The 16,498-nt window shown below is 37.2% G+C and carries 18 protein-coding genes and 1 other annotated feature; all 18 genes read left to right on the top strand.

The genetic code is table 11. The annotated features are described in order from the left end of the window. Positions 1 to 52: 52 nt before the first annotated feature. The 18 genes from murB to ileS all read left to right on the top strand — a co-directional run bounded on the left by murB (position 53) and on the right by ileS (position 16,482). Positions 53 to 961: a UDP-N-acetylmuramate dehydrogenase gene (gene murB / locus BLR86_RS02765; protein ID WP_090758107.1), complete on the top strand. Its 909-nt coding sequence runs from the start codon at positions 53 to 55 to the stop codon at positions 959 to 961. 193 nt (positions 962 to 1,154) lie between these two features. Further along, on the top strand, positions 1,155 to 1,946 hold the full coding sequence (locus BLR86_RS02760; RefSeq protein ID WP_090758106.1) for a cell division protein FtsQ/DivIB: 792 nt from the start codon (positions 1,155 to 1,157) through the stop codon (positions 1,944 to 1,946). After that, entirely contained in the window at positions 1,927 to 2,640 is a 714-nt protein-coding gene (locus tag BLR86_RS02755; RefSeq protein ID WP_254782221.1) for a DUF881 domain-containing protein, read from the top strand. Before BLR86_RS02760 ends, BLR86_RS02755 begins: the two co-directional genes overlap by 20 nt. Before the next feature lie 52 nt (positions 2,641 to 2,692). Further along, the gene (locus tag BLR86_RS02750; RefSeq protein ID WP_090758104.1) at positions 2,693 to 3,427 is read left to right on the top strand and encodes a DUF881 domain-containing protein; all 735 of its coding nucleotides are present in this window, start codon (positions 2,693 to 2,695) and stop codon (positions 3,425 to 3,427) included. After that, complete coding sequence (locus tag BLR86_RS02745) at positions 3,427 to 3,777, top strand: small basic family protein (protein WP_090758103.1); 351 nt, start codon at positions 3,427 to 3,429, stop codon at positions 3,775 to 3,777. Before BLR86_RS02750 ends, BLR86_RS02745 begins: the two co-directional genes overlap by 1 nt. Positions 3,778 to 3,916: 139 nt before the next feature. After that, positions 3,917 to 5,203 (top strand): cell division protein FtsA, encoded by a 1,287-nt coding sequence (gene ftsA / locus BLR86_RS02740; protein WP_090758102.1) that lies wholly within the window; start codon positions 3,917 to 3,919, stop codon positions 5,201 to 5,203. Between the two features lie 42 nt (positions 5,204 to 5,245). After that, complete coding sequence (ftsZ, locus tag BLR86_RS02735) at positions 5,246 to 6,385, top strand: cell division protein FtsZ (protein WP_090758101.1); 1,140 nt, start codon at positions 5,246 to 5,248, stop codon at positions 6,383 to 6,385. A gap of 242 nt (positions 6,386 to 6,627) precedes the next feature. Continuing rightward, positions 6,628 to 7,566 carry a sigma-E processing peptidase SpoIIGA gene (gene spoIIGA / locus BLR86_RS02730; protein ID WP_090758100.1) on the top strand — a complete coding sequence of 313 codons (939 nt, stop codon included), beginning with the start codon at positions 6,628 to 6,630 and terminating at the stop codon, positions 7,564 to 7,566. Between the two features lie 45 nt (positions 7,567 to 7,611). Further along, positions 7,612 to 8,331, top strand: coding sequence for an RNA polymerase sporulation sigma factor SigE (sigE, locus tag BLR86_RS02725; RefSeq protein WP_090758099.1), 720 nt, complete (start codon positions 7,612 to 7,614; stop codon positions 8,329 to 8,331). Positions 8,332 to 8,499: 168 nt separating this feature from the next. Beyond that, on the top strand, positions 8,500 to 9,279 hold the full coding sequence (gene sigG / locus BLR86_RS02720; protein WP_090758098.1) for an RNA polymerase sporulation sigma factor SigG: 780 nt from the start codon (positions 8,500 to 8,502) through the stop codon (positions 9,277 to 9,279). A 102-nt stretch (positions 9,280 to 9,381) separates the two neighbouring features. Beyond that, positions 9,382 to 9,651 carry a YlmC/YmxH family sporulation protein gene (locus tag BLR86_RS02715; protein WP_090758097.1) on the top strand — a complete coding sequence of 90 codons (270 nt, stop codon included), beginning with the start codon at positions 9,382 to 9,384 and terminating at the stop codon, positions 9,649 to 9,651. A 73-nt stretch (positions 9,652 to 9,724) separates the two neighbouring features. Next, entirely contained in the window at positions 9,725 to 10,549 is an 825-nt protein-coding gene (pgeF, locus tag BLR86_RS02710; protein WP_090758096.1) for a peptidoglycan editing factor PgeF, read from the top strand. Then, positions 10,546 to 11,223: a YggS family pyridoxal phosphate-dependent enzyme gene (locus BLR86_RS02705; RefSeq protein WP_090758095.1), complete on the top strand. Its 678-nt coding sequence runs from the start codon at positions 10,546 to 10,548 to the stop codon at positions 11,221 to 11,223. The genes pgeF and BLR86_RS02705 overlap by 4 nt, the downstream gene beginning before the upstream one ends. A 12-nt stretch (positions 11,224 to 11,235) precedes the next feature. Next, positions 11,236 to 11,670 (top strand): cell division protein SepF, encoded by a 435-nt coding sequence (locus BLR86_RS02700; RefSeq protein WP_090758094.1) that lies wholly within the window; start codon positions 11,236 to 11,238, stop codon positions 11,668 to 11,670. Between the two features lie 6 nt (positions 11,671 to 11,676). Next, the gene (locus BLR86_RS02695; RefSeq protein WP_090758093.1) at positions 11,677 to 11,940 is read left to right on the top strand and encodes a YggT family protein; all 264 of its coding nucleotides are present in this window, start codon (positions 11,677 to 11,679) and stop codon (positions 11,938 to 11,940) included. Between the two features lie 28 nt (positions 11,941 to 11,968). Then, positions 11,969 to 12,742: a YlmH family RNA-binding protein gene (locus BLR86_RS02690; protein ID WP_090758092.1), complete on the top strand. Its 774-nt coding sequence runs from the start codon at positions 11,969 to 11,971 to the stop codon at positions 12,740 to 12,742. Between the two features lie 86 nt (positions 12,743 to 12,828). After that, positions 12,829 to 13,344 carry a DivIVA domain-containing protein gene (locus tag BLR86_RS02685; RefSeq protein ID WP_090758091.1) on the top strand — a complete coding sequence of 172 codons (516 nt, stop codon included), beginning with the start codon at positions 12,829 to 12,831 and terminating at the stop codon, positions 13,342 to 13,344. Between the two features lie 57 nt (positions 13,345 to 13,401). Continuing rightward, positions 13,402 to 13,638, top strand: a binding site (T-box leader). A 72-nt stretch (positions 13,639 to 13,710) separates the two neighbouring features. Continuing rightward, on the top strand, positions 13,711 to 16,482 hold the full coding sequence (gene ileS / locus BLR86_RS02680; RefSeq protein WP_090758090.1) for an isoleucine--tRNA ligase: 2,772 nt from the start codon (positions 13,711 to 13,713) through the stop codon (positions 16,480 to 16,482). The last annotated feature ends 16 nt before the right edge of the window (positions 16,483 to 16,498 follow it).

Raw genomic sequence — 16,498 nt, 5'->3', positions numbered from 1 at the left:
TTTTAGCATACACTAAAACTATACGTTTGTTTTGAAAGATAGGGTGATAGGAATGGACGGATTATTAACTGAAATTCAAGAATTAAATATTGGTAAAGTGAAAAAAAATGAACCGCTGTCACTGCACACTACCATGAAGATTGGCGGACCAGCAGACCTGTTAATTGAACCTTCGTCTTTGGAAAATATTCAAAAAGTTATTGCTTTTATTAATGAACGCAAACTTCAATGGAGAGCAATTGGCAGAGGATCAAACCTTCTCGTTTCTGATAAAGGAATTGAAGGAGTAGTAATTAAATTAGGATCTGGATTAGACCATTTATCCATTAATGATTCGACTATTAGGGTAGGAGGAGGTCATTCATTAATCAGCTTATCTACTTTAATATCGAAAAAAGGATTGGCAGGTCTCGAATTTGCTAGTGGTATCCCCGGATCCGTTGGCGGAGCAGTATATATGAATGCAGGTGCACATGGTTCCGATATTAGTAAAATACTAACGAAGGCACATATATTGTTTGAGGACGGGGAAATCAAATGGTTGTCAAAGGATGAGATGGAGTTCACTTACAGAACATCAGTCCTACAGAAAAAGCGTCCCGGGATCGTTCTAGAAGCGGAATTCGCGTTAACAAAGGGTGATAGGGCTGCTATTGTTTCACAAATGCAAAAAAACAAGGATTATCGTAAAGAAACCCAACCATGGAATTTCCCTTGTGCAGGTAGTATCTTCCGTAACCCGCTTCCTAATTACGCTGGTAAATTGATTGAAGACGCTGGTTTAAAAGGGTATCAAATTGGCGGAGCAAAAGTATCGGAAATGCACGGAAATTTTATAGTAAATGCAGGGAATGCAAGCGCTAGAGATGTTCTTGATTTAATTCAATATATAAAAGATACGATTCAAAATTCATATGGAATAAAAATGGAAACCGAGGTAGAAATTATTGGTCGACAGTAACGATATAGTCGGACTAATTACAAATTTTGTGTTATAATAACACATTATATATATATCGAAAAAAACTAAGAAAATGAATGACGGCATGATTTTTCGTGCCGTTGTTTTCGCTTTTTTGGCAGTAAAAGCGGGTAGTATTACATAGGTTTTCTTATTGGACATGCTAAGAGATATTCCTAATGGAGGGAAGTGTATGGATAAAGGTAAGATTGTTGCCCTTGAGGATCGAATTCCGAAGCTAAAAGAGCAAAGACGGCGTAAAGCTAACAGAAGGCTTATCTTTCTGCTTCTTTTGTTCTTTACCATGATTGCCATTGTCGCTTATGTACAATCACCATTAAGTCATGTGAGTAAGATTAACGTTAAAGGAAATGAAATACTATCTGCAAATGAAATTATCAAAATTACTGAACTATCTAAAAAAACAAATATATGGAGTTTGAAGAAAGAATTAATTGCTTCTGAACTCCAAAAGATGAATGTGATAAAAAAGGCAGAAGTAAAAATTAAGTGGCCAAATACGGTAATCCTTGAAATCAAGGAACACAAGAAAATCGCCTATATGGAGTCGGATAAATCCTATTATCCAGTTATGGAAAACGGTAAAGTTCTTAAAGATAGGCAAGTAGCTGAAATACCTGTAAATGCCCCCATTCTTTTTAAATTTAAAGAAGATTCTATAATTAAAGAAATGGTTTCTGCTCTCGCAAAACTTCCTGATGAGGTTCAAAACGCTATTTCTGAAGTACACTATACCCCAAAAGAAACGGACGAATACCGTATTTTGTTATTCATGAACGATGGTTTTGAGGTAAATGCCACATTACGGACCTTCTCAGAAAAAATGATACATTATCCTTCAATCATAAGCCAATTAGATCCAAGTATTAAGGGTATTATCGATTTAGAGGTCGGCTCGTACTTTAAGGCCTATGAATTGGAAGTGGAGGAAACGAAAATTGAGAATGATAAAGGTGAAGGGTAAGCATGTTATTTTATCCCTAGTCTGCCTTGTTCTTGGGTTTATGATAGCTTTCTCCTATCATTTCACTCAAAAAGAAATAAACCAAAATCAAAAAAACACTAATTTATCAAGTAAACAATGGGAGAAGACATTAGACCTTAGAAATCAGCTAATCGAACTAGAGGAATTAAATCGTAAACTGCAAAAGGAATTATACCAAAAGCAAGAAAAAGTGTTACAAAATGAAAAGGATCTTTCGAAAGAAGCAGAGGTCTTTTCTACCCTAGCTGATGATGCAGAAAAATACCGAATGTTCTTAGGAAAAGTAAAGGTTAAGGGACAAGGGGTAATGGTTCAGCTATCAGATGGCGCCTATAATCCAAATGAAAAGAATATTAATAACTATCTTGTTCATGAATACCACGTATTCAAAGTTATTAATGAATTATATATCTCTGGTGCAGCTGCAATTGCGATTAATGGTCAGCGATTAACAAGTCAGTCTTTTATTCTTTGTAATGGACCCGTGATAACAGTTGATGGTATTCAACATCCAGCACCCTTTGTCATTTCGGCTATTGGTGACCCAGAAGTATTAATGTCTGCGTTGAATCTAACTGGTGGTGTTAAAGATCAACTTGTTAACGATAATATTGTTTTTACCCTTGAAAAAAAGAACGAAATAATTCTAAATCCCATTTTAGGGAAATCATAAGGTACTCTAACATGTCCACCTATTGAAAAAATAAAAGGTAAGGTGAAAAAAAGTGGACAAGCATAAAAAAAATATTAGTTTTATTGTCATCTCAGCAGTGATTGGTTTTATGATTGCCATTCAATTTCAAACCGTCAAAAAACCTGTTGAACGTGATACTCGTGATTTATGGCAGCTCCGGGAGGCATTACTTCAAGAAAAAGAATTGCAATCTGAGTTACTAACTGAAATACGTTCCAATGAGGAAAAATTACTTGCCTATGAATCGAAACTGAAACATAGTAAGGAACAGGCATTGGTGGATACCATTCAAGAATTGAAAATTGAGGCAGGAATGACTAACGTACAGGGTCCTGGATTAACACTGAGAATAGAACCAGTTCTTGAGGGAATCCAAATTGGAGAGCCGGTATCAAGTGTGTCCCCTGAACTCCTAAAAAGACTATTGAATGAATTGAATATGTATAATGCCAAATACGTATCCGTTGATGATCAACGTATCATTAATACAACCGTTATTAGAGATATTAACAACGAAACGAAAATTGATGGCCACGCATTGTCAAGTTTACCAATTGAAGTGAAGGTTGCTGTTGATTCAAAAGCAACTGCTGAAAAATTATACAATCAAATGAAAGTTTCTAAAGCCACAGAAGAATTTTTCATCGAAAACCTAAAACTAACGATATTGGAACCAAATCCTGAAGTTACAATTCCTGCATATAATAATCCTATCCGGATTCGATATTTAGAGTCATTGAAGACGAGTGAAGGAGGGAATACATAATGTGGCTTCCGTTTTTAGGATTAGTCGTAGGAATAACTCTCGGTTTATTAACAGACATTAGTATTCCAGAAGAGTATTCTAATTATCTATCAATTGCAGTTTTGGCAGCTCTTGATACCCTATTTGGTGGAATAAGGGCTCATCTGCAAAATATATATGATGAAAAAGTATTTGTTTCTGGATTCTTTTTTAATATTTTACTTGCTGCAAGTTTAGCTTTTCTAGGCGTTCATCTTGGTGTAGACTTGTATTTAGCAGCTGTTTTTGCCTTTGGTGTTCGCTTGTTTCAAAATATTGCGGTAATTAGACGATTATTATTGACAAAATGGTCAACAAACAAAGAAAAATAAGAAAAAATTGATTTTTTTTAAAGGGAATTATTTAGTTGTGACGAATAATTTTATAAGATATATGTGTGATTCTTATTAAGATATCTTGTGAAAATAAAATGTTGTTCGACTTAAAGGAATGCTAAGGAGGTGCCAAAGAATGAACAGCAATGAAATATATGTAAGTCTTGACATCGGTACATCCACTGTAAAAGTACTCATTGGTGAAATTGTCAACGACTCGATCAATATAATTGGTGTTGGAAATGTTAATTCTGAAGGGTTACGAAAAGGTTCTATCATTGACATCAATGATACCGTTCATTCTATTAAACGGGCGATTGAAGAGGCTGAAAGAATGATTGGAATGGAAATTCGACAAGTAATTGTAGGAATCTCTGGCAATCAAGTAGCTCTCGAGCCATGTCGAGGAATTGTTGGTGTTTCCAGTCAAAATCGGGAAATCACGAATGAAGATGTTAGACGAGTTATAGAAGAGGCGCAAGTCGTTTCTATTTCTCAAGATAGAGAAATTATTGGGGTAATACGAAAACAATTTATTCTTGATGGCAAGGATGAAATTAATAACCCATGTGGTATGATTGGTGTCCGTTTAGAGGTAGAAGGCACATTAATTACGGGTTCTAACGCAATTATAACGAATACATTGCGATGTGTAGAACGTGCGGGATTAGAAATTACCGACATTATTCTACAGCCGCTTGCCGCTGGGGAATATGCCCTATCAAAGGATGAGAAAAATTTAGGAGTTGCTTTAATTGATTTAGGTGGTGGATCGACAACCATTGCTTACTTCGAGCAAGGATTTTTAGCAGCAACGAGTGTTATACCAGTAGGGGGGGACCTTATTACAAATGACCTCTCTAAGGTTTTACACACTTCAACAGAAGATGCCGAAAAAATTAAAGTAAAATATGGACATGCTTTTTACGATGATGCTTCAGAAGATGAATTTTTTAGTGTTCCCATCATCGGAAGTGACCAACATCAACAATTTAATCAATTATATGTTTCCGAAATAATTGAAGCGCGCATGGAAGAAATTTTTGAATTAATTGCTCATGAACTGAAGCGATTAGGTATAAATGATTTACCTGGAGGGTTTGTCTTTACAGGTGGTACTGCAAATATGCAAGGCGTATTAGAACTAGCTCAATCAATTTTCCAAAGCCCAGTTCGCAAGGCCGTCCCCAATTATATTGGAGTAAGAGAGCCTCAATATACAACTGCGGTTGGTTTGATTAAATATGCTTACAAGAATGCTAGATTACCAGGTGGGACCTTCGTAGCTTCAGCACCTGTTACTGAACCAATCGAGAAGAAAATTCAAAAACAACAACAACAACCGAAAGCAAAAACAGAAAAACATCCGGAAGATAAGATGTCATCAAAAGTAAAAAAATTCCTTGGTCTCTTTTTCGAGTAGGCAAATACGAAAGGGAATACCGACGAATTAGGAGGATTTGTCATGTTAGAGTTTGATACAAATTTAGATTCTCTTGCAACAATAAAAGTAATTGGGGTTGGCGGCGGAGGTAACAACGCAGTAAATCGAATGATCGAACATGGTGTTCAAGGGGTAGAATTTATAGCAGTTAATACCGATGCACAAGCACTTAATCTGTCGAAAGCAGAAGTGAAAATGCAAATTGGGTCAAAGTTAACCAGAGGCCTTGGAGCAGGTGCTAATCCGGAAGTTGGTAAGAAAGCCGCAGAAGAGAGCAGAGAGCAATTAGAAGATGCATTACGCGGTGCGGATATGGTTTTTGTCACTGCAGGTATGGGCGGCGGAACAGGTACTGGTGCAGCACCTGTTATTGCTCAAATTGCCAGGGATTTAGGTGCCTTAACGGTTGGGGTTGTAACGCGTCCATTTACATTTGAAGGTAAGAAGCGTTCAAATCAAGCAGCAGGTGGCATAGGTGCAATGAAAGAAGCAGTTGATACTCTTATCGTTATCCCGAATGATCGCCTACTTGAAATTGTCGATAAAAGTACACCAATGCTTGAAGCTTTCCGTGAAGCAGATAATGTACTGCGTCAAGGAGTTCAAGGTATTTCTGACTTAATCGCAGTTCCTGGTCTTATTAACTTGGACTTTGCAGATGTGAAAACGATAATGTCAAACAAAGGTTCTGCTTTAATGGGGATTGGTATGGCAACAGGTGAAAACCGGGCTACCGAAGCTGCTAAGAAAGCAATTAGCTCTCCATTGCTAGAAACCTCTATTGACGGCGCCCAGGGCGTGCTAATGAATATTACTGGTGGCAGTAACTTGAGTCTGTATGAAGTCCAAGAAGCTGCAGATATTGTTGCTACAGCCTCTGACCAAGAAGTAAACATGATTTTTGGATCTGTCATTAATGAAAATCATAAGGATGAAATTATTGTTACTGTTATTGCAACTGGCTTTAACGAAGAAGTTATTCAACCTAAAGCGGTTCGTCCAACATTTGGCCAAGCAAAACCACAGGTGAATACGAATACGAGTAAGAGAGAGCAAAAACGTGAAGAAGTCCCACAAGAAACGGTTCGAAATAACAATGTTTCTCAAGAGGATGCATTAGATATACCTACCTTCTTACGAAACAGAAATCGTAGAAGATAATAGTAAACAAAAAGTGCATGGTCCAAAAGGACCATGCACTTTTTGTTGTCAATAAAAATAGACAAAATACGTTGTTTATAGTGAAAATTTCTGTTTTTTTGTTTACAGAAAGTGACACACTTCAGCCCCAAAGGTAGGTTATACTTTTTCCTAAACAGATTAATAGATATGAAAAGAATACACCCTTATGTATAGTCCTTATGCTGCTAATTTGACAAAAGACTTTTAAAGGGGGAAGCAGGTTGTCTGTATATTTAGATATTATTTGGGCCCTAAATCTGTTATTTGATAGCCTTCTCCTATATCTTTCAGCCATATTTTTAAAAAGACGAATTCGAATTTGGAGGTTAATAGCCGGAGGATTTATTGGTTCACTAATCATTTTATTATCATTTACACCATTGCATACCTATTCCAGTCATCCGCTTTCTAAGCTACTTTTTTCTGTTGTTATGGTATTAATAGCCTTTGGTTATAAACGGCTATCCTTTTTTATAAAGGCCTTAATGACGCTTTATGTTACAACATTTCTCATTGGTGGAGCATTAATTGGAGCTCATTATTTTATTCAATTTGATGCTGAAATGTCAACAAAAGTAATGATTTCAACTGTTACTGGGTTTGGTGATCCGATTAGCTGGCTTTTTGTTTTGTTGGGTTTTCCAATTGCATGGCATTTCTCAAAAAGGAATATTGAGAGCATGGAAATGACCAAAATTCAATTTGATCAAATTGTTAACGTCACTATACTAATAAATGCTGAATCATACGCTTTTAAAGGGCTTGTTGACAGTGGAAATCAGCTTTATGATCCATTATCCAAACTTCCAGTTATGTTTGTCTCAATAAAGAATTATGTAGAGGGCATGGCCGAACCGATAAAAAAAATGGCAACTGATACCGAATCTCTGATTCTTGGAAATATAGAACTCCCGCTGGATTGGCAAAATAGGCTAAGAATAGTTCCTTGCCGAGTGGTAGGACAAGAGCATCAGCTCATAGTTACTGTTAAGCCCGACTCCATTCTGATTGATACAAAGGGAGAGAGATACTTATGCGAAAAAGGTCTTATATCGTTTACTATGCAGCAACTATCTGCAGATGATGCCTTTCAATGCATAGTTCATCCCAAAATGCTCACCGGACCCAAACAGCATGATGATTCGGTAAAGGTAAGCTAATAATACTATACTCATAAAAAACATAATTTAGAAGGAGGAACTTGCGTGAAAAAATGGAGACTTCGCTTATCCTATTACTGGTATAAGATCCTAATCAAATTAGGAATTAAAAGTGATGAAGTTTATTATATTGGCGGCAGCGAAGCCTTACCGCCTCCTTTAAGCAAGGATGAAGAAGAGCTGCTTCTAAATAAGCTACCAGGTGGGGATAAGGCGGCAAGATCGATCTTAATAGAACGTAATTTAAGACTCGTTGTCTACATCGCAAGAAAGTTTGAGAATACGGGCATTAATATTGAGGACTTAATTAGTATTGGTACAATAGGCTTAATTAAAGCTGTAAACACGTTTAATCCAGAGAAAAAAATAAAGTTAGCTACATATGCATCCAGATGTATTGAGAATGAAATCCTTATGTATTTACGACGGAATAATAAAATCAGGTCTGAAGTGTCCTTTGATGAACCATTAAATATTGATTGGGATGGCAATGAATTACTATTATCAGATGTATTGGGAACAGATGATGATATAATTACCAAAGATTTAGAAGCGAATGTAGACAGAAAGCTACTGACAAATGCCCTGCATCAACTTAGCGACAGAGAAAAGCAAATTATGGAGCTGCGATTCGGACTAACAAATGGGGAAGAAAAAACACAGAAGGACGTAGCCGATATGTTGGGAATATCGCAATCTTATATCTCAAGGCTAGAAAAAAGAATCATTAAAAGATTACGAAAAGAGTTCAATAAAATGGTATAGGTTAGGAAAAAAAGAAATTTTTCCCGTTTGATTGTCCAATGAAAATTGTGATTTTATCGGACTTTTCGACTATTCATGGCAATTCCCTAGAAAGTACAAGTGCATATTTTTCCTGCTCAAGGAAATACTGTTTTTTGTACAGCAACTCCTATGAGGAGGGAAAAGGGATTGACTCGAAATAAAGTTGAAATTTGTGGCGTTGATACATCAAAACTTCCTGTATTAAAAAATGAAGAAATGAGATTACTCTTCAGGCAAATGCAAGAGGGCGATATTACAGCACGAGAAAAACTCGTCAACGGAAATTTACGACTCGTTTTAAGTGTCATTCAGCGGTTTAACAACCGAGGTGAGTTTGTTGATGATCTGTTTCAAGTTGGCTGTATTGGGCTTATGAAATCGATTGATAACTTTGATTTAGGTCAAAACGTAAAGTTTTCCACTTATGCCGTACCAATGATTATTGGCGAAATACGCAGGTACCTGCGCGATAACAATCCTATTCGCGTCTCAAGGTCCTTAAGAGATATCGCTTATAAGGCACTTCAAGTAAGGGAACGATTAATGAGTGAAACTTCACGAGAACCAACAGCTGAGGAGATTGCAAAAGTGTTGGAAGTTCCTCACGAAGAAATAGTATTTGCATTAGATGCGATTCAAGACCCGGTATCCCTATTTGAACCAATCTATAACGATGGTGGGGACCCCATCTATGTGATGGACCAGTTAAGCGATGAACGAAACAAAGATATTCACTGGATTGAAGAAATTGCTTTAAAAGAGGGCATGCGCCGCTTAAATGAACGCGAAAAGTTAATTTTAAGAAAACGATTCTTCCAAGGTAAAACGCAAATGGAAGTAGCCGACGAAATTGGGATATCACAAGCACAGGTTTCTCGTTTGGAAAAAGCTGCCATTAAACAAATGAATAAAAATATTCAAAGCTAAAGCTGCCCTTTTGAGGCAGCTTTATTTTTTCTGATAATAACAGATAAAATAACGAAACAAATCATATATTCTCAATAGGATAAAAAGGTGGGAGTGAGAGATATGGTGAAAATTTCTGAATTTCAGATTAAAGATGTTGTGAATGTTTCTGATGGCAAAAAGCTTGGCAATATTGGTGATATTGAAATTAACCTGACTACAGGGAAAATTGAAGCGGTTATCGTTACTGGTAACGGTAAAGTTTTGGGCTTTTTTGGGCGCGAAGAGGATATCATTATTCCATGGAAAAATATTATTAAAATTGGTCAAGATGTAATCTTAGTAAGGTACAAAGTAGTCGAGGAAAGGTCCACGGAAGAAATGGAAGTTTAGGGTATCCTTGTCAACTTACGGTGACCATTTCAAAAATTCATGGTAAACTAGAAAAAAACAAAAGAGGTTGAATATGGAACCCTTTGTATATGATAATCAATCCTATTTATCAATTAAGAACTGGGTACACCAGTATCCTGGGCTGGTTGCAGGCATAACAACCAAAAAGGGCGGCAGCAGCAAAGATGTATATGAAGGTTTTAATATGGGCTTTCACGTTGGAGATCTAAATGAGGCAGTTTGTTCTAATAGGAACAAGCTGGCCCAACTTCTCCAATTTCCTGTTAAGCATTGGGTGGGAGCAGAACAGACCCATGAGACGCATATTAGAAAAATTTCTAGGGCTGACAGAGGGAAAGGGGCCGCTTCCTATGATAATGCTTTTAAGAGGACTGATGGATTTTACACAAATGAAGAGGGAATTTTATTAACTTTATGCTATGCCGATTGTGTTCCACTTTTTTTTATTTCACCAGAGCATAAAATGATCGGTGCTGCACATGCCGGCTGGAAGGGAACTGTAAATGAAATAGCACGAAAAATGGTCGAGCAATGGAACGAGGAAGGAATTGAAGCTAATCAAATATTAGCAGCAATCGGTCCTTCCATTTGTGAAAAATGTTATATTGTTAATGATTATGTTATTAACTTTGTAGAAAATACACTAGTAGATGTCGAGAAAAAACCATATAATTTAATTAGTGTTGGTCAATATACATTAGACTTAAAGGAAATGAATAGATTGATTCTTCTGAAGTCTGGGGTCCCTGAAAAAAATATTCATATTTCTAACCTATGCTCTAATTGTGATCATGCTGAATTTTTTTCACACCGCCGGGATCAAGGTCAAACAGGAAGAATGTTAAGTTATATAGGATGGAAGGAGACTTCTGAATGAAGGTCGCAGATAATCTCATACAAATCAGACAGCAAATAAGTCATGCCTGCCAAAAGGTAGGTCGATCCCTAGATGAAGTGAAACTGATTGCCGTTACCAAATATGTCAGCACTGAAAGAGCCAAAGAAGCGTTAGATGCAGGGATTCTAAATCTAGGTGAAAATCGTGATGAAGGACTTTTAGCAAAGTGGGATGTTTTAGGGGACAAGCCCTTATGGCATTTTATTGGGACACTACAGACTCGGAAAGTTAAAAATATTATTGATAAGGTAGAATATATTCATTCATTAGATCGAATTTCACTTGCCGAGGAAATTGATAAACGTGCCGGAAGTAAAATAAAGTGCCTTGTTCAAGTGAATGTATCACAGGAAGTATCAAAGCATGGTTTATCCCCAGAGGAAGTGCTGGAATTTATCGAAAGCTTGCGTCCATATAAGAATATCTTGATTGAAGGATTAATGACGATGGCGCCATTTACGGATGATGAAGAACAACTTCGAATTTGTTTCCGAAAGTTAAGGATGCTCCGTGACCAAATAAAGAAATGTAACCTTGATTTTGCACCTTGTAATGAACTTTCTATGGGAATGTCAAATGACTTTGAGATTGCTATTGAGGAGGGTGCAACAATGATTAGAATTGGAACTGCACTTGTCGGTGAAGCGCAGTGAGGAGGAAGAGGTATGACGATAAAGTCTAAATTAAAAACATTTTTCTTTTTAGACGATGATTACGATGATCATAACCAGGATGAGAATGAAAAGGTGGAACCCTTAAAGGTTCAAAAACAGTCATCAAAGCCTCAAAATATTGTAAGTTTACAAAGTGTACAAAAAGCCGCAAAAGTAATATTAGTAGAACCTAGAGTATATGCTGAAGCTCAGGATATTACCGACCATTTAAAAAGTCGACGTGCTGTTGTGGTAAATCTTCAACGTATTGGTCACGAAGAAGGCAGACAAATTGTAGATTTTTTGAGTGGAGCAGTCTATGCATTAAATGGAGATATTCAAAAAATAGGTTCAAGCATCTTTTTATGTACTCCTGATAACGTTGAAATTTCCGGCAATATTTCAGAATTAGTAAGGGAACAAGATTATCAAGATACGAGGTGGTAAATAAAAATGGATATGATTTTTAACGTTTTGATCCAATTACTTGGAATTTATAAATGGATGCTCATCATTTATATCCTGTTATCATGGTTCCCAAATATGAGAGACTCGCAAATCGGAGTAATTCTAGGCAAATTATGTGAACCATTTCTAGAACCTTTTAGAAAAATTATTCCACCAATAGGCATGATGGATCTGTCTCCATTAGCAGCGTTTCTGGTTTTATCTTTTGCCCCTAATGGCTTAAGAGTTTTACAAAACTTTATTTCTTAATTCAGCCCAGCAGGTCTAAGGAGTAAATATGAATATTTATCAGCATTTTCGCCCCGAGGAACGGGAGTTTATTGATCAAGTAGTATCTTGGAAGGAGTACGTTGAATCAAGTTATTCACCAAAACTAACCGATTTCCTAGATCCAAGAGAGCAGCATATAGTTAAGGTATTAATCGGTGACCATGGGAGTGTAAAGTATCAGCTATTTGGTGGAATTTCTGAAAGTGAAAGGAAGAGGGCATTAATCATGCCAGATTATTTTGTTCCCTCCGATCAGGAATTTCAAATAGATCTTTTTGAAATCGATTATCCTATTAAATTTGTATCGATTGAACATCCACAAGTGCTAGGTTCACTTATGTCATTGGGATTAAAACGTGGTAAATTTGGTGACATCGTTATCAAAGATGGACGAGTTCAATTTTTCACAGCAACAGAAATCAGTGACTACATTAAAATGAATTTGGAATCGATCGGCAGGGCATCCATACGCTTGAAAGTGTTAGCACTAGAGGAGGCTATTCAAACGGATGAATGTTGGATGGAACAAGATATTACAGTTTCCTCACTAAGGTTAGATACTATTATTTCTGGTGTCCATCATATTTCTAGGCAAAAATCTCAGCTTTTTATTCAACAAGGATTAATTAAGGTGAACTGGACAACGATTGAAAATCATTCATTTGAATGTGCAGAAGGGGATTTGTTATCTGCTAGGGGCTATGGCAGGGTGAAAATTTTGTCAATTGAAGGAAGAACAAAAAAAGATAAGTGGCGAATCGTTGTTGGAAAGCAAAAATAAATTTTCTATTTAAGCAGGGAATTCGAAAACTTTGTCGAATATTTGCTTATACATACATTAGAAGTTAGATACTTGGAGGTGGCATCATGCCGTTAACGCCGTTAGATATTCACAATAAAGAATTTAATAAAGGCTTTCGTGGTTACGATGAAGATGAGGTTAATGAATTTTTAGACCAAGTCATTAAGGATTATGAATTAGTCCTTCGTGAAAAAAAAGAAATAGAAGAACGTTTAAATGAAATGAAGGACCGACTTGGTCATTTCGTAAATATTGAGGAAACGTTAAATAAATCGATTATTATTGCTCAAGAGGCTGGAGAAGATGTAAAAAGAAATGCCCAAAAGGAAGCCAAGCTGATCATAAAAGAAGCAGAAAAGAATGCTGATCGAATTGTAAATGAGTCACTTTCAAAAGCAAGAAAGATTGCTCTCGAAATTGAAGATTTGAAAAAGCAATCAAAAGTATTCCGGACTCGTTTTAAAATGTTGATAGAAGCTCAGCTTGATATGCTTAACACAGATGACTGGGATCATTTATTAGAATACGAAGTGGATGCAACAGAATTAAAAATCCACCAAGAAGAAGATTCCTTAGCTTGACGAATTGGTATTATTTCGCATATAATTTTTTAACAGGATAAATATGAATAAATAATAAATTAGACAATGACAGGGACAGTACAATTTTCAAATCTTTTAAAAGCGAACCAGGGATGGTGGAAGCCTGGGAAAAGTGGGAAATTGGAAGATCACCCTTGAGTCCCGAGCTGAAACTCTTTTATTAGAAGTGTAAGTGATGGCGAGTTATTCACGTTACGAATCTTCAAGAGGATCGTACTTATTGTACTTTCTATCAGGGTGGTACCGCGGGAATAAAACCTTCTCGTCCCTTTTATGGGATGAGAGGGTTTTTTTATTTGTCTATTGGCTATTCTGTTTATGATGAGAGTGACAGGAGGAATAAAAATGGAATATAAAGATACATTATTAATGCCAAAAACTGAATTTCCTATGCGTGGCAATCTTCCACAAAGAGAGCCAGAGATTCAGGCGAAGTGGAATGAAATGGATATTTACAAAAAGGTTCAGGAGCGTACTGCTGGTCGTCCAATGTTTGTACTTCATGATGGACCTCCATATGCCAATGGAGATATTCATATGGGTCACGCCCTCAACAAAGTATTAAAAGACATGATTGTTCGTTTTAAATCGATGAGCGGCTATCATGCACCATATGTTCCAGGCTGGGATACACATGGTTTGCCCATTGAGCAGGCCTTAACAAATAAGGGAGTAAAACGTAAAGAGATGACGGTAGCTGAATTCCGTCAACTTTGTACAAAATATGCTCTTGAACAAATAAGTAATCAGCGTGAACAGTTTAAACGTATCGGAGTTCGTGGTGATTGGGAAAACCCATATATCACGCTTAAGCCTGAATATGAGGCGCAACAGATTAAGGTGTTTGGGGAAATGGCGAAGAAAGGCTATATCTATAAGGGTCTTAAACCTGTATATTGGTCCCCTTCAAGTGAATCAGCTCTTGCTGAAGCTGAAATCGAATATCAAGATAAAAAGTCACCTTCGATTTATGTAGGCTTTAAAGTTAAGGATGGAAAAGGTGTTCTTGATACAGATGTTCAAATTGTCATCTGGACGACAACACCTTGGACCATTCCTGCTAATTTGGGAATTTCCGTTCACCCAGATTTAACCTATGTTGTTGTTGAAGCGAATGGAAACAAATATTTAGTTGCAGAAGCTCTCCTAGAAGCAGTATCGAAGGAAATAGGCTGGGAAGATGTAGCTGTTGTTTCAAAGGTAAAAGGAAATCAATTAGAAAATATCCTTGCTGCACATCCATTATATGATCGTGATTCCCTAGTAATGCTTGGCGAACATGTCACAACAGATGCGGGAACAGGATGCGTTCATACTGCACCAGGACACGGGGAAGATGACTTTCATGTTGGACAAAAGTATGGACTTGAAGTACTTTGCCCAGTTGATGATAAAGGAGTAATGACGAACGAAGCTCCAGGTTTCGAAGGATTATTTTATGATACGGCTAACAAGCCAATTGGAGAAGCGTTAGAGGAGGCAGGGGCTCTCTTAAAGCTTTCGTTTATCACTCACTCCTATCCACATGATTGGAGAACTAAAAAGCCAGTAATCTTCCGTGCTACAGCGCAATGGTTTGCATCGATAAAAGACTTCCGTGATGATCTGCTTGAAGCTGTTAAAGAAACAAAGTGGGTACCTTCATGGGGTGAAACACGACTATTTAATATGGTTCGTGACCGCGGTGATTGGTGTATTTCACGCCAGCGGGTCTGGGGAGTTCCAATACCAGTATTTTATGATGAAAGTGGTAAGGAAATCATCACAGATGAAACGATTGAACATGTATCTGGTTTGTTCCGGGAATTCGGTTCGAATATATGGTTTGAGCGTGAAGCTAAGGACCTACTTCCAGAAGGATTTACACATCCAGGAAGTCCAAATGGATTGTTTACAAAAGAAACAGACATCATGGATGTATGGTTTGATTCCGGATCCTCACACCAAGCAGTTCTTTTAGAAAGAGATGACTTAGTTCGTCCAGCAGATTTATACCTAGAAGGTTCAGACCAATATCGTGGTTGGTTCAATTCCTCTTTATCAACCGCTGTAGCCGTGACAGGGAAAGCTCCATATAAAGGTGTACTAAGCCATGGATTTGCCCTGGACGGTGAAGGCAGAAAGATGAGTAAGTCAATTGGGAATGTGGTCGTGCCAGAGAAAGTAATGAAACAATTAGGAGCAGATATTCTAAGGCTTTGGGTTGCTTCTGTTGATTATCAATCAGATGTTCGTGTATCTGATGCAATTTTGAAGCAGGTTGCAGAGGTTTACCGAAAAATCCGTAACACGTTCCGATTCTTACTAGGTAACTTATCCGACTTTAATCCTGCAAGTGATAGGGTTGCATATGAGAACCTTCGTGAAGTTGATCAATTCATGCTAGTAAAATTAAACAAGGTAATCAAGTATTCTGTAAATGCTTATGAAAACTACGAGTTCGCAGGAATTTACCACGCAGTTAATAATTTCTGTACGCTTGATTTAAGTGCCTTCTATCTTGATTTTGCTAAAGATGTTCTTTATATCGAGTCCGTAAATAATCATGAACGTCGCGCAATCCAAACCGTTCTTTACGACACATTAGTTGCGTTAACAAAGCTGGTTACACCAATTCTTCCACATACTGCAGACGAGGTTTGGAAATTCATTCCTTCCGTTACAGAAGAAAGTGTTCAGTTAACCGATATGCCTGAATATCAGGAGCTCGGTAATGCAAACGCGTTGGAAGAAAAGTGGACGGCATTCATGAAGCTCCGCGATGATGTACTAAAAGCACTTGAAGAAGCAAGAAATCAAAAAGTGATTGGTAAATCATTAACAGCTAAGGTTTCTTTATATGTAAATGAGGAAACAAAAGACTTGTTGGAATCTATTCAAGAGAATGTCCAACAATTATTTATCATTTCTGCATTTGAAGTTGCCGGAAGCTATGATCAAGCACCTGAAAATGCACTGAAATTAGATACGGCTGCAATTGTTGTAACAAAAGCAGAAGGCGAAACCTGTGAACGCTGCTGGGTTGTGACGCCTGAAGTTGGTCAGGATAAAGAGCACCCAACACTTTGCCCACGCTGTGCAGGCGTTGTGAAAGAAAACTATACTCACTTAGCATAATGTGATCGCCCCATGA

The organism is Bacillus sp. OK048, assembly GCF_900103525.1.
Lineage (GTDB): Bacteria > Bacillota > Bacilli > Bacillales > Cytobacillaceae > Neobacillus.
Note: the sequence above shows the minus strand (reverse complement) of the source record. Positions and strands in the feature narration are given on the sequence as shown.

Coding starts and splice junctions, on each gene's coding strand:
- murB (WP_090758107.1), top strand. CDS start 53: ATGGACGGATTATTAACTGAAATTCAAGAATTAAATATTGGTAAAGTG.
- BLR86_RS02760 (WP_090758106.1), top strand. CDS start 1,155: ATGGATAAAGGTAAGATTGTTGCCCTTGAGGATCGAATTCCGAAGCTA.
- BLR86_RS02755 (WP_254782221.1), top strand. CDS start 1,927: ATGATAAAGGTGAAGGGTAAGCATGTTATTTTATCCCTAGTCTGCCTT.
- BLR86_RS02745 (WP_090758103.1), top strand. CDS start 3,427: ATGTGGCTTCCGTTTTTAGGATTAGTCGTAGGAATAACTCTCGGTTTA.
- ftsA (WP_090758102.1), top strand. CDS start 3,917: ATGAACAGCAATGAAATATATGTAAGTCTTGACATCGGTACATCCACT.
- ftsZ (WP_090758101.1), top strand. CDS start 5,246: ATGTTAGAGTTTGATACAAATTTAGATTCTCTTGCAACAATAAAAGTA.
- BLR86_RS02715 (WP_090758097.1), top strand. CDS start 9,382: ATGGTGAAAATTTCTGAATTTCAGATTAAAGATGTTGTGAATGTTTCT.
- pgeF (WP_090758096.1), top strand. CDS start 9,725: ATGGAACCCTTTGTATATGATAATCAATCCTATTTATCAATTAAGAAC.
- BLR86_RS02705 (WP_090758095.1), top strand. CDS start 10,546: ATGAAGGTCGCAGATAATCTCATACAAATCAGACAGCAAATAAGTCAT.
- BLR86_RS02700 (WP_090758094.1), top strand. CDS start 11,236: ATGACGATAAAGTCTAAATTAAAAACATTTTTCTTTTTAGACGATGAT.
- BLR86_RS02695 (WP_090758093.1), top strand. CDS start 11,677: ATGGATATGATTTTTAACGTTTTGATCCAATTACTTGGAATTTATAAA.
- BLR86_RS02690 (WP_090758092.1), top strand. CDS start 11,969: ATGAATATTTATCAGCATTTTCGCCCCGAGGAACGGGAGTTTATTGAT.
- BLR86_RS02685 (WP_090758091.1), top strand. CDS start 12,829: ATGCCGTTAACGCCGTTAGATATTCACAATAAAGAATTTAATAAAGGC.
- ileS (WP_090758090.1), top strand. CDS start 13,711: ATGGAATATAAAGATACATTATTAATGCCAAAAACTGAATTTCCTATG.